At 57.9% G+C, this 13,192-nt stretch carries 12 protein-coding genes and 1 CRISPR repeat array (1 of these 13 cut by a window edge); of the genes, 5 read left to right on the plus strand and 7 right to left on the minus strand.

Features of this window, described 5'->3' with window-relative positions:
* Positions 1–90: a CRISPR direct-repeat array (repeat unit 28 nt); it begins 1,945 nt to the left of the window's first position.
* Between the two features lie 91 nt (positions 91–181).
* Complete coding sequence (gene cueO / locus G9X48_RS14305) at positions 182–1,744, plus strand: multicopper oxidase CueO (RefSeq protein ID WP_014729580.1); 1,563 nt, start codon at positions 182–184, stop codon at positions 1,742–1,744.
* Between the two features lie 231 nt (positions 1,745–1,975).
* Here cueO and G9X48_RS14310 read toward each other — a convergent pair whose 3' ends face one another.
* Positions 1,976–4,372, minus strand: coding sequence for a glucose/quinate/shikimate family membrane-bound PQQ-dependent dehydrogenase (locus tag G9X48_RS14310; RefSeq protein WP_097640969.1), 2,397 nt, complete (start codon positions 4,370–4,372; stop codon positions 1,976–1,978).
* Positions 4,373–4,564: 192 nt separating this feature from the next.
* On the opposite strand from G9X48_RS14310, the gene hpt reads away from it, so the two are divergent.
* The gene (hpt, locus tag G9X48_RS14315) at positions 4,565–5,101 is read left to right on the plus strand and encodes a hypoxanthine phosphoribosyltransferase (protein WP_004387657.1); all 537 of its coding nucleotides are present in this window, start codon (positions 4,565–4,567) and stop codon (positions 5,099–5,101) included.
* Between the two features lie 54 nt (positions 5,102–5,155).
* Here hpt and can read toward each other — a convergent pair whose 3' ends face one another.
* Positions 5,156–5,818 (minus strand): carbonate dehydratase, encoded by a 663-nt coding sequence (gene can, locus G9X48_RS14320; protein WP_004387656.1) that lies wholly within the window; start codon positions 5,816–5,818, stop codon positions 5,156–5,158.
* 108 nt (positions 5,819–5,926) lie between these two features.
* On the opposite strand from can, the gene G9X48_RS14325 reads away from it, so the two are divergent.
* The 3 genes from G9X48_RS14325 (at position 5,927) to G9X48_RS14335 (ending at position 9,032) form a co-directional block, all read left to right on the plus strand.
* Entirely contained in the window at positions 5,927–6,853 is a 927-nt protein-coding gene (locus G9X48_RS14325; RefSeq protein ID WP_097640968.1) for an ABC transporter ATP-binding protein, read from the plus strand.
* On the plus strand, positions 6,850–7,620 hold the full coding sequence (locus G9X48_RS14330) for an ABC transporter permease (RefSeq protein WP_080321716.1): 771 nt from the start codon (positions 6,850–6,852) through the stop codon (positions 7,618–7,620). The genes G9X48_RS14325 and G9X48_RS14330 overlap by 4 nt, the downstream gene beginning before the upstream one ends.
* A gap of 164 nt (positions 7,621–7,784) precedes the next feature.
* Positions 7,785–9,032: a polysaccharide deacetylase family protein gene (locus G9X48_RS14335; RefSeq protein WP_007896735.1), complete on the plus strand. Its 1,248-nt coding sequence runs from the start codon at positions 7,785–7,787 to the stop codon at positions 9,030–9,032.
* Positions 9,033–9,076: 44 nt separating this feature from the next.
* Here G9X48_RS14335 and panD read toward each other — a convergent pair whose 3' ends face one another.
* The 5 genes from panD to pcnB form a co-directional block, all read right to left on the minus strand.
* On the minus strand, positions 9,077–9,457 hold the full coding sequence (gene panD / locus G9X48_RS14340; RefSeq protein WP_007749215.1) for an aspartate 1-decarboxylase: 381 nt from the start codon (positions 9,455–9,457) through the stop codon (positions 9,077–9,079).
* Positions 9,458–9,554: 97 nt separating this feature from the next.
* Positions 9,555–10,409, minus strand: coding sequence for a pantoate--beta-alanine ligase (panC, locus tag G9X48_RS14345; RefSeq protein WP_007864456.1), 855 nt, complete (start codon positions 10,407–10,409; stop codon positions 9,555–9,557).
* 12 nt (positions 10,410–10,421) lie between these two features.
* Positions 10,422–11,216 carry a 3-methyl-2-oxobutanoate hydroxymethyltransferase gene (gene panB, locus G9X48_RS14350; protein WP_012815332.1) on the minus strand — a complete coding sequence of 265 codons (795 nt, stop codon included), beginning with the start codon at positions 11,214–11,216 and terminating at the stop codon, positions 10,422–10,424.
* A gap of 87 nt (positions 11,217–11,303) precedes the next feature.
* A complete protein-coding gene (gene folK, locus G9X48_RS14355; RefSeq protein WP_087600553.1) occupies positions 11,304–11,783 on the minus strand; it encodes a 2-amino-4-hydroxy-6-hydroxymethyldihydropteridine diphosphokinase in 480 nt (159 codons plus the stop codon).
* Entirely contained in the window at positions 11,780–13,180 is a 1,401-nt protein-coding gene (gene pcnB, locus G9X48_RS14360) for a polynucleotide adenylyltransferase PcnB (protein WP_204352783.1), read from the minus strand. The genes folK and pcnB overlap by 4 nt, the downstream gene beginning before the upstream one ends.
* Positions 13,181–13,192 lie beyond the last annotated feature (12 nt).

Raw genomic sequence — 13,192 nt, forward strand, 5'->3', positions numbered from 1 at the left:
GCCGTTCACTGCCGTACAGGCAGCTAAGAAATCGAACACAGCGACGCCGTTCCCGTCGCCGCGTTCACTGCCGTACAGGCAGTCTGTAAATCACAGCGAATTCCCTCGCCGTCACACTTGACCTTCCTGCAAGGGGAGGGTTTAAGCTCAACGGGTGCACGTTGACGATAAGGACGGGAAGATGCAACGCCGAGAGTTTATCAAGTACACCGCCGCGCTGGGGGCGCTCAGCGCGCTGCCGACATGGAGCCGGGCCGCATTTGCCGCAGAGCAACCCGCGCTGCCCATCCCCGCGCTGCTGACGCCGGACGCCCGCAGCAGCATTCAGCTGACGGTTCAGGCCGGCAAAACCGCGTTTGCCGGTAAAAATGTCACGACCTGGGGATATAACGGCTCGCTGCTGGGCCCGGCGATTAAGCTGCGCCAGGGCACGCCGGTCAATATCAATATCCGCAATAACCTCGCCGAAGAGACCACGGTGCACTGGCACGGTCTGGAAGTGCCGGGCGCGGTGGACGGCGGGCCGCAGGGAATTATCGCGCCGGGGCAGACGCGCAGCGTAAGCTTCACGCCTGAGCAGCGCGCCGCGACCTGCTGGTTCCACCCGCATCAGCACGGCAAAACCGGGCATCAGGTAGCGATGGGGCTGGCGGGGCTGGTGCTTATCGAAGATACCGAAAGCCTGCAACTGATGCTGCCCAAAATCTGGGGCGTTGACGACGTGCCGCTGATTATTCAGGACAAGAAATTTACCGCCGACGGCGAGGTCGATTATCAGCTCGACGTGATGACCGCCGCCGTCGGCTGGTTTGGCGATACGCTGCTGTGCAACGGCGCGGTGTATCCGCAGCATACGCCGCCGAAAGGGTGGCTGCGTCTGCGTCTGCTGAACGGCTGTAACGCGCGCTCGCTGAAGATTGCCGCGAGCGATAACCGCCCGCTGTATGTTATCGCGAGCGACGGCGGCCTGCTGGCTGAACCGGTAAAAGTGACCGAACTGCCGATGCTGATGGGCGAGCGTTTTGAAGTGCTGGTGGATACCAGCGACGCACGGCCTTTCGATATCGTGACGCTGCCGGTCACACAGATGGGCATGACGGTCGCGCCGTTTGATAAACCGCAGCCGGTGGTGCGTATTCAGCCCATCGTGGTGCCCGCCTCGGGAACGCTGCCGGATAAGCTGGTGGAGGTTCCGCCGCTGCCTACGCTCGACGGGCTTCAGGAGCGCTGGCTGCAATTAATGATGGACCCGATGCTGGATATGATGGGCATGGACGAGCTGGTGAAACGCTACGGTAAGCAGGCGCTCGCGGGCAATGCGCACGGGCAGATGATGGGCCAGATGGGGCACGGGAAGATGTCGCATGGCGGCATGAACCACGGCGGCCACGGGTTTGATTTCCATAACGCTAATAAGATTAACGGCAAAGCGTTTGATATGAACGCGCCCGCGTTTGGGGCGGCGCTTGGCAAATATGAGCGCTGGACCATTTCTGGCGAGGGCGACATGATGTTGCATCCGTTCCATATCCACGGTACGCAGTTCCGTATTTTGACCGAGAACGGTAAGCCGCCCGCCGCGCATCGCGCCGGATGGAAAGATACCGTGTGGGTGGAAGGCGCGCGCAGCGAAGTGTTGGTGCGCTTTGATTACGCGGCGTCGGCGGAGCATGCCTATATGGCGCATTGCCATCTGTTAGAGCATGAAGACACCGGGATGATGTTAGGGTTTACGGTGGCGTGATGGATGTTTGGCGGAGGTGTTAACGGCGGTTGCGCTGCGCTTACCCGCCTTACAAAAGGATTACGGTGAGCGCTGTGTAGGGTGGGTAAGCGAAGCGCACCCACCTGTCCCCTCAATAAACCACACTGCAAAAACACCTGCTCCCACATAACACACCCCGGCATCATCAAATAAAACCTCGCCCATAAAAAAAGCCCCTCTATGAGGGGCTTTTTGCTTTCCGATACGGTTTTACTTCGCATCATCCGGCAGGGCATAGGCAACGATATAGTCGCCCATTTTGGTGCCGAACGAGCCGTGGCCACCTGCGGAGATCACGACATACTGCTTGCCGTTCACTTCATAGGTCATCGGCGTCGCCTGGCCGCCAGCCGGCAGGCGGGCTTCCCACAGCTTCTCGCCGTTGGTCACATTGTACGCGCGCAGATAGTTATCCGCGGTTGCACCGATAAACAGCACGTTACCGCCGGTGGTGATCGGGCCGCCAAGCATCGGCATACCCATGTTAAACGGCACCGGGAACGGCATCGGGAACGGCATGCTGTCGCGCGGCGTACCGATACGTTTTTTCCACACCACGTCGTTGGTCTTCAGATCCAGCGCGGAGATATAACCCCATGCCGGTTGCTTACACGGCAGACCAAACGGAGAGAGGAACGGGTTCAGGGTAACGCCATACGGCACGCCGTACTGCGGCTGGATACCGGCTTCTGTACCGGTGCCCTTCGCGTCTTTCGGCTGCTCCATCGGGTTGCCCGGACCACGCGGGATAAGCTTCGATACGAACGGCAGCGCCATCGGGTTGGCAATCGCCACCTGACGGTGCGGGTCAATGGCCAGGCCGCCCCATTCGAACATCCCCAGGTTACCCGGGAACACCAGCGTGCCCTGCTCGGACGGCGGCGTGAAGATGCCTTCGTAACGCAGGCTGTGGAACATCACGCGGCAGACCAGCTGGTCATACATCGTGGCACCCCACATATCCGCGCCGCTCAGATCTTTCTTCGGACGGAAGGAAAGGTCAGAGAACGGCTGCGTCGGCGTCACGTAGTCGCCTTTCGCGGCACCCTGCGGAACCGGTTTTTCCGGTGCCGGGACGACGAGCTTACCGTTGCGGCGATCCAGCACGAAAATGTTACCGGTTTTCGCTGGCGCGTAGATGACCGGAACGGTTTCGCCTTTCACGGTAATGTCGGCAAGGGTCGGCTGCGCTGGCAGGTCCATATCCCACAGGTCGTGGTGAACGGTCTGATAAGACCACACCAGCTTACCGGTGGACGCGTTCAGCGCGACGATAGAACTTGCATAGCGCTCCTGCTCCGGCGTGCGGTTACCGCCCCAGATATCCGGCGTGGTTACGCCCATCGGCAGGTAAACCATGTCGAGCTTCGCATCATAAGACGCCGGTGCCCAGGAATTCGGGGAGTTCAGCGAGAAATGATGCTCGTCAGCCGGGATCGCGTTCGGGTCTTTCGCACCCGGATCGAAGGCCCACAGCAGTTTACCGGTGTTGATATCAAAACCACGGATGACGCCAGACGGCTCACGGGTGGAGAAGTTATCGGTCACCGCGCCAGCAATCACAATCACCTTATCGGTGACGATCGGCGGCGAAGTCGGCTCATACATACCCGGCGTAGTGACCGGCATGTTGGTCTGCAGGTTCAGAATGCCTTTATTGGCGAAGCTTTCACACAGCTTGCCGTTATCCGCATTCACCGCAAACAGACGACCGTCGTTCACCGGCAGGATAATACGACGCGGACAATCCGCGACGACATCCGGGCTGGCGTTCGCGGCAGTCGCTTCGTGATACGACACACCGCGGCAGGTCACATGCTGGAATGACGGATTGGTATTCAGCTGCGGATCGAAGTGCCATTTCTCTTTACCGGTTGCGGCATCAACGGCGAAAAGACGCTGGTGCGCGGTGCAGAGGAACAGGGTGTCACCGACTTTAATCGGCGTTACTTCGTTGGTTATCTCACCCGGATCGGTCGGCAGCTTCAGGTCGCCGGTGCGGAACACCCAGGCTTCTTTCAGCTTATGAACGTTGTCGGTGTTGATCTGCTTGAGCGGAGAGTAACGCTGGCCTTCCTGGTTACGCCCGTAGGCCGGCCAGTCGCCGTCAGGAATGCTCTGGCTACCGTTCACGGCGGCAGGAGTGCTGTCCGCGCTGAGGGTGCCGTTGATTTCCTGCGGATCGTTAAAGCCTGCCCAGAAGAGCAGCCCCGCGGTGATGATAAGCGAGACCAGCAGCGCCGGTACGCCTGCGCGGGACGGCGTGCTGAGGCGACGCCAGACGAATGGCAGAATCAGCCATACGCCGAAGAACACCAGGACGTCGCAGCGCGGCGTCAGCGCCCAGAAGTCGAAGCCGACTTCCCAGATGCCCCACGCCATTGTGCCTAATAAGATGATAGCGTAGAGCCACAGCGCCGCAGCGTTACGTCTCCACAGCAGCCAGGCGGTCGCCAGCATACCCACCCCGGCGATGGGGTAGTACCAGGAACCACCAATTGAAACCAGCCATATACCACCAACCAATAAATACAGCCCTGATAATGCTGCGAACAGGGCTGTGAGCATCACGAGAAGTCGTGATTGTGTCTTTTTTGTTTCTGTCATAACCACACTCTTAATTTTTAAGTAGCAAGTTATTATAGTTGTTAACATATGTGATCTTAATCACAAAAAGAGCTTTTCGCACTTTTCTGTCGGACGGGCGTTTTACTGGTATACTGCCCCGCTTATCGAGCGTTACCGGCGGCAGGCGCGGCAGGTAACGCTGATTTATTTTTAAATCAAACGGTTAGCGATATGAAACATACTGTTGAAGTGATGATTTCCGAGGCGGAAATTAAGGCGCGCGTTGAAGAACTGGGCCGTCAGATTACTGAGCGTTATCAGGACAGCGGCAGCGAAATGGTGCTGGTAGGGCTGCTGCGCGGCTCTTTTATGTTCATGGCGGACCTGTGCCGTCAGGTTCACGTGGCGCATGAAGTCGATTTTATGACCGCCTCCAGCTACGGCAGCGGCATGTCTTCCACGCGCGATGTCAAAATCCTCAAAGATCTGGATGAAGATATCCGCGGTAAAGATGTACTGATCGTCGAAGATATTATCGACTCCGGCAACACGCTTTCTAAAGTGCGCGAAATCCTGAGCCTGCGCGAGCCGAAATCGCTCGCCATCTGTACGCTGCTCGATAAACCGTCGCGCCGTGAAGTGGACGTCGAAGTGGAGTATGTCGGCTTCTCGATCCCGGATAAATTTGTGGTGGGCTACGGCATCGATTATGCCCAGCGCTATCGCCACCTGCCGTATATCGGCAACGTGGTGATGCTGGAAGAGTAAATCCGGCGCACAAAAAAGGGGCCACCGGCCCCTTTTTTTATGTCACGCTCGCCCTTATTTATGGCTGGCGTGTGTTTTCTGGATGTTGGATACGCCTTTGCGGTAACCCTGCTCCAGCGTTTCGCGGTCGGTCGCGGTCACGTCCAGATCGCGCAGCAGGCCGTCGTGAATGCCATACGCCCAGCCGTGCAGCGTGACGTTCTGGCCGCGTTTCCAGGCGGACTGCATGATGGTGGAGTGGCCAAGGTTATAAACCTGCTCCATCACGTTCAGCTCGCACAGAGTGTCGAGACGTTTTTCCTGCGGCAGCTCGCTCAGCAGGGCGTTGTGTTTCAGCCAGATGTCGCGAATGTGCAGCAGCCAGTTGTTAATCAGGCCCAGCTCCGGGTTTTCCACCGCCGCCTGCACGCCGCCGCAGCCGTAGTGACCACAGATGATGATGTGTTCTACTTCCAGCACGTCCACCGCGTACTGAACGACGGAGAGGCAGTTAAGATCGGTGTGGATAACCAGGTTCGCCACGTTGCGGTGAACGAAGATTTCGCCTGGCTCAAGACCAGTGAGGCGTTCAGCCGGTACGCGGCTGTCGGAACAACCGATCCACAGGAAGCGCGGTTTCTGCGCTTTCGCCAGACGTTCAAAAAAGCCAGGGTCTTCTTTGACCAGCATTTTTGACCAGATTTCGTTATTACTAATAAGTGTGCTGATATCTTTCATAGAGGTTAACGACCTGTAACCAGACAATTGCGTTGGGGTAATATAGGGCAACTAAACTTTTTTTTAAACCACACAACTTCTGCAAGAAAATAAGGTGACTGTACTTTCATGACCATTGCACTGGAACTGGAGCAGCTTAAAAAGACGTATCCCGGCGGCGTACAGGCGCTGCGCGGCATTGATTTACAAGTCGAAGCGGGAGATTTCTACGCGCTGCTGGGGCCGAACGGGGCCGGTAAATCCACCACCATCGGCATCATCAGCTCGCTGATCAATAAAACGTCCGGCCGGGTGCGCGTGTTTGGGTACGATCTGGAACGGGATGTGGTTAACGCCAAACGCCAGCTTGGGCTGGTGCCGCAGGAGTTTAACTTCAACCCCTTCGAGACCGTGCAGCAGATCGTCGTGAACCAGGCGGGTTACTATGGCGTCGAACGCCGCGAAGCGGTCGAGCGCAGCGAAAAGTATTTAAATCAGCTCGATCTGTGGGAAAAACGCAACGAACGCGCGCGTATGCTTTCGGGCGGGATGAAGCGTCGTCTGATGATCGCCCGCGCGCTGATGCACGAGCCGAAACTGCTGATCCTCGATGAGCCGACGGCGGGCGTGGATATCGAACTTCGCCGCTCGATGTGGGGCTTTCTGAAAGATCTTAACGATAAAGGCACCACGATTATCCTCACCACCCACTATCTCGAAGAGGCCGAGATGCTGTGCCGCAATATCGGGATTATTCAGCGCGGCGAGCTGGTGGAGAACACCTCGATGAAATCGCTGCTCTCTAAGCTTAAATCGGAGACGTTTATCCTCGATCTGGCGGCGAAAAGCCCGCTGCCGAAGCTTGAAGGTTATCAGTATCGTCTGGTAGATACCTCGACGCTTGAGGTGGAAGTACTGCGCGAGCAGGGCATTAACAGCGTTTTTAATCAGCTGACCGCGCAGGGTGTTCAGGTGCTGAGTATGCGCAACAAAGCGAACCGTCTTGAAGAGCTGTTCGTCACGCTGGTGAATGAAAAACAAGGAGAGCGCGCATGATGCAGCTTTACTGGGTCGCCCTGAAAAGTATCTGGGCGAAAGAGGTGAACCGTTTTGCCCGCATCTGGGTGCAGACCCTGGTGCCGCCGGTCATCACCATGACCCTCTATTTTATTATTTTCGGTAATCTTATCGGCTCGCGTATCGGCGAAATGCATGGCTTTACCTACATGCAGTTTATCGTGCCGGGCCTTATCATGATGGCGGTGATCACCAACTCTTACGCGAACGTGGCATCGTCATTTTTCAGCGCCAAGTTCCAGCGTAATATCGAAGAGCTGCTGGTGGCGCCGGTGCCGACGCATGTGATTATCGCCGGTTACGTGGGCGGCGGCGTGGCGCGCGGGCTGTGCGTCGGTATTCTGGTGACGGCGGTGTCGCTGTTTTTCGTGCCGTTCCAGGTACACTCGTGGCTGTTTGTCGCCCTGACGCTGCTGATGACCGCCATTCTGTTCTCGCTCGCCGGGCTGCTGAATGCGGTATTCGCCAAAACGTTTGATGATATCAGCCTGATCCCGACGTTCGTACTGACACCGCTGACCTATCTCGGCGGCGTGTTTTATTCGCTGACGCTGCTGCCGCCGTTCTGGCAGGCGCTGTCGCATTTAAACCCGATCGTCTACATGATTAGCGGCTTCCGCTTCGGTTTCCTCGGGATAACCGATGTCCCGCTGCTGTTTACCGTTGCGGTGCTGGCGTGCTTTATCGTCGCGTTCTATCTGCTGTGCTGGTATCTCATCAGCCGCGGACGCGGCCTGCGCTCCTGACAGACTCAGCGTGCTGGCGTGGAAACATTCACGCCAGCGCGTCGCCCGCGACCCGTGCCCGGAATGTGTAAGGTGCAATAAATAACAACCGGGCTTGGTATTCATGTCACTTTTGTTAAAATGTGCATAATTTCACCTCTGGCAGTGACTGTTCCTTCATTCCTATGCTAAATCGTCTCTTTTTGTGTCTGCTCCTTCTGGTGGCAGGCGTCGCGCAGGCCAGCCTGCTTGGTAGCGAGCAACCCTCCCCGCAATATATGCAAATCACTGAAGACGCCGCGATCTGGGCGAAGGTCGGTGATAACGTGCAGACGGTTGGTATCATTCGTGAAGGGCAGTTGCTTGCCGTGGTGCCGATTGCCGCTGACTACTATGAATTTCGATTTGGCTTCGGCACCGGGTTTATCGACAAAGCCCACCTGACCGACGTACAGGGCAAAAAACGCGTGACGGACAGCCTGGGCGATCTGAATAAGCCGCTCAGCAATCAAAATTTGCTGACCTGGCGGGATGTCACTATCTACAACGAACCGGACGTGAACAGCGAACCGTTCGGCACGCTGGCCGAAAATCTGCGTTACCCGATTGTCGGCAAGCTGAAAGACAGGCTGAACCAGACCTGGTATCAGATCCGCATTGGCGATCGGCTGGGCTATATCAGTAGCCTGGACGCGCAGGAGGATAACGGCATTCCGGTGCTGACGTACCATCACATTCTGCGTGATGAAGAGAACACCCGGTTTCGCCACACCTCCACCACCACGTCCGTGCGCGCGTTCAGCAACCAGATGACGTGGCTGCGCGACCAGGGCTACGCGACGATAAGCCTCTACGATCTCGACGGCTATGTGCATAACCGCATTAATCTGCCCGCCCGCGCGGTGGCCATCACGTTCGATGACGGCCTGAAATCGGTCTACCGCTATGCGTATCCGGTGATGAAAGAATATGGCTTTAAGGCGACGGCGTTTATTATCTCGTCACGCATCAAGCGCCATCCGCAGCGGTGGGACCCAAAAACGCTCCAGTTTATGAGCGTTTCAGAGCTGAAAGCGATTCAGGATGTGTTTGATATCCAGTCGCACACCCATTTTCTGCACCGCACCGACGGCGCGCGCCACCCGATTCTGTTAAGCCGCACGTATCACAACATTCTCTTTGATTATCAGCGTTCGCGCCGCGCGCTCTCGCAGTTTAATCCGCACGTGCTGTTTCTCTCTTATCCGTTCGGCGGGTATGACGATAAAGCCGTGAAGGCGGCGGGCGACGCCGGGTTTCATCTGGCGGTGACGACGGTGAAAGGGAAAGTGAAGCCGGGCGATAACCCGTATCTGTTAAAGCGGCTCTATATTCTGCGCACCGATTCGCTGGAAACGATGTCGAAAATCATCAGCAATCAGCCGCAGGGATAAAAAAAGCCCTCGCGAGGAGGGCTTTTTTCTTGTGCGCGTAGCGCTTACGCCACCTGCACCGGCACCGCTTTGGCGATGCGTTTCATCTCGTTGTCGCCGTCGAAATAGGCGACTTTCGGCTGCCAGCTGCGCGCCTGCTCATCCGGCATGGTCACGTAGCTTGCGATAATCAGGATATCGCCGACATCCGCGCAGTGGGCCGCGGCACCGTTCACCGAAATGATCTTCGAGCCGCGCTCGCCCGCGATGGCGTACGTCGAAAAGCGTTTGCCATTGGTCACGTTGTAGATATCAATGGCTTCATATTCCAGAATGCCCGCGGCCTCGAGGAAATCCTGATCGATGGCGCAGGAGCCTTCATAATGCAGGTCCGCCTGAGTAACTTTGACGCGGTGCAGTTTGCCCTGCAACATGGTGCGAATCATAACTTGAACCCTGTTTACCTGAATGTCGTCAGAGCCGGGCGGTGACCCGGCTCCAGGAATTTATCCCGGGCAGTATTGCCCTTTTTACCCATGCTGTCTACTGGGTTAATTCCACGGTCTGATTGTCGATGAGCCGCGCCTGGCCGAGCCACGCGGCCATCAGAATCACCGCGCGCTGGCTGGCCGGTGAGAGTGCCAGCAGCGTGTCGGCATCGCGGATTTGCAGGTCGTCCGGGCGGAAGCCTTTCTCGCTAAGCGCTTCGCTTGCCGCAGCGATAATCGCCTCCAGATCGCGCTCGCCCGCGCGCAGTTTCTCCGCCATCGTGTTCATCACTTTGCTCAAGCCCGGCGCGATTTTGCGCTGGTCGCTGGTGAGATAACCGTTGCGGGAGCTGAGCGCCAGCCCGTCTTTCGCTCGCACCGTCGGCACGCCGACAATCTCAATGTCATAACCCATGTCGGCCGTCATTTTGCGAATAAGCGCAAGCTGCTGGTAATCCTTTTCGCCAAAGCAGGCGACATCCGGCTGCACCAGGTTAAAAAGCTTGCTCACCACGGTCGAGACGCCACGGAAATGCCCCGGACGGCTTGCGCCTTCGAGCATCGTGGAGAGACCCGGCACGTCAACATACGTCTGGTCGCTCATGCCCTGCGGATAGACCTCTTCCGGCGTCGGTGCGAATACGAAATCAGCGCCGCGTTTTTTCAGCTTCTCGCAATCTTCCTGAAGCGTGCGCGGGTAGCGCGCCAGATCGTCGGCGCGGTCAAACTGCATCGGGTTGACGAAAATACTCACCACTACCGCGTCGGCACTGGCTTTCGCCTCGTCCACCAGCTTCATATGGCCGTCATGGAGATTCCCCATGGTCGGCACCAGGGCGATGCGTTTGCCCTCCATGCGCAGGCGACGGATCTGCTGGCGCAGCAGCGGCACGGTTTCAATAATCAGCACAATGACACTCCTTTAGTGAAAGCTGTGTTCTTCGCCCGGGTACGCGCCGGACTCCACTTCAGCAATATACTGGCGCACCGCGGCGCGCATATCGCCCGCTTCAGCCAGGAAGTTTTTGGCGAATTTCGGGATGTGGCCGCCGGTAATACCGAAGGCGTCATGCATCACGAGGATCTGCCCGTCAGTGACGTTACCGGCACCGATGCCGATAACCGGAATGGAAAGCGCGTCGGTGATGCGCTGCGCGAGTGCGACCGGCACACACTCCAGCACCAGAAGCTGCGCGCCCGCGGCTTCTAAGGCCAGCGCGTCGTTGAGCAGCGTCTGCGCGGCAGCTTCATCGCGGCCCTGCACTTTATAGCCGCCGAAGATATTCACGGATTGCGGGGTCAGCCCCAGATGCCCGCACACCGGTACGGCGCGCTCGGTCAGCATGCGTACCGTGTCGGCAAGCCACTGACCGCCTTCAATTTTGACCATATTGGCGCCCGCGCGCATGACGGCGGCGCTGTTTTCAAAGGCTTGTTCAGGCGTGGCGTAAGCCATAAAGGGTAAATCGGCGAGCAGCAGACAGTGCGGTGCGCCGCGGCGAACGGCGCGGGTATGGTAGGCGATATCGTCGACGGTGACCGGCAGAGTGGAGTCGTGGCCCTGGACGGTCATGCCCAGCGAATCCCCCACCAGCATGACGCCAATTCCTTCTTCTTCAAAGAGTTTCGCAAAGCTGAAATCGTAGGCGGTGATGGTGGCGAATTTTTTGCCGGTTTCCTTCAGGCGTCGCAATTGAGAAATGGTTGTCGGTTTCATGGGTGTCCCGCAAACAGAAAAAAAGCAGTGTAAACGATGCGTTTACGGGAGGATACCGCGAGGAAATACGAAGGGGAACTTTTTGATTTACCAGTGACGAATTGCTGAACAATCAAGGCGTTCGAGCACGTCGGCCAGGCGCTCGCCATCCGGGAAGCGCAGCGCGGGCGCAATCTCTGAAAGCGGCAGCAGCATAAAAGCGCGGTTTTTCATGTCGTAGTGAGGAACGATCAGGCGCTCGGTGTTTATCGTCGCATCGCCAAACAGCATGATATCGAGATCGAGCGTGCGTGGCCCCCAGCGCTCCGCTTTACGCACGCGCCCCTGCTCAAGCTCAATGCGCTGCGTGTTATCAAGAAGAGCTTCGGCGCTAAGCGTCGTCTCCAGCGCCACGGCGGCGTTCAGATAATCGGGCTGATCCTGTGGGCCAAGCGGCGGAGTGCGATAAAATGAAGAGGTCGCCACAACGCGGCTGCCCGGAATACGCGCCAGCGCGGCCAGCGCGTTATTCACCTGGGAAAGCGGCTCGGCGAGGTTGCTGCCGAGCGCGATAAAGGCCAGCGTCACGCGTTACCCTCGCGGCGCGGGGAGGTGCGACGGCGTGGACGACGCGTGCGGCGGCGCGCGGCCGGCTCGTCGCCCAGATCGTTGAGCATATCTTTTTGCATCGGCGGCGCGGCGGACTGGAATTCGCCCCACCAGTTCGTCAGACGTTGCAGCTCGCTGTTGTTTTCCGCTTCGGCGCGCAGCGCCAGCAGATCGTAAGCCGCGCGGAATTTCGGATGCTCCATCAGCTTCCAGGCGCGTTTGCCCTGACGGCGCGACAGGCGCAGCTGCAGCATCCAGATATCGCGGATAAGCGTGGTGATGCGTTTCGGGATCGCGAGCGAGCGGCAGGCTTCATCCAGCACGTCGTTCATGGCGAGCGCGAAGGCGTCGTAGTACGCAAGGCCACTCTCCTGGGCGATTTTCTGCGCCATTTCGAGCTGCGGATACCAGTACATCGCGGCGAACAGGAACGCCGGGTTCACGCGCATGTCGTTATGAATGCGGTGATCGGTGTTCTTCAGCACCTGCGCGATGATGCGCTCCATCGGGCTGTCGCCTTTCTCGGTGAAATAGCGGCTGATGCCGGGGAACAGCGGCTGGAAGAGATTGTATTCGCACAGCAGGCGATAAGTCGCATAGCCATAACCGGTCTGCAACAGCTTCAGCGACTCTTCAAACAGACGCGCCGGCGGCACGTCATTGAGCAGCGTGGCGAGGCGCGGGATAGGCTCGCCGGTTTCCGGGCTGATGCGCATATCAAGCCGGGCGGCGAAGCGCACCGCGCGCAGCATACGCACCGGATCTTCGCGGTAGCGGGTTTCCGGATCGCCGATAAGACGGATAATCCCTTCTTTAAGATCGTTCAGGCCGCCGACGTAATCACGTACTGTGAAATCGGCCACGCTGTAATAGAGGCTGTTGATGGTGAAATCGCGACGCTGGGCGTCTTCTTCAATCGAGCCGAAAATGTTGTCGCGCAGCAGCATGCCGTTCTGGCCGCGCTGGGAGGTGGCGCGATCGCCCGCGTTCTCTTCGTGATGGCCGCGAAAGGTGGCGACTTCAATGATTTCCGGCCCGAACATGACGTGGGCCAGGCGGAAACGGCGGCCAACCAGGCGGCAGTTGCGGAACAGCTTGCGTACCTGATCCGGCGTAGCGTTGGTGGTGACGTCGAAATCTTTCGGCTTTTTGCCAAGCAGCAGATCGCGCACACCACCGCCGACAAGCCAGGCTTCATAACCGGCTTTATTCAGGCGGTACATCACTTTAAGCGCGTTCTCGCTGATATCTTTGCGGGAGATAGCGTGCTGTTCACGCGGGATAATGGTTATGGCGGGCTGTGCGACGCCTTCGTCAACCACGCTCTCCTCGCGGTTTAACACCTTACGGCAAAAATTAGCGACTCGGGTAAAAATGGTGCACCTCGG

This window comes from Cronobacter sp. HA18006, assembly GCF_011605445.1.
GTDB classification, from domain to species: domain Bacteria; phylum Pseudomonadota; class Gammaproteobacteria; order Enterobacterales; family Enterobacteriaceae; genus Cronobacter; species Cronobacter sakazakii.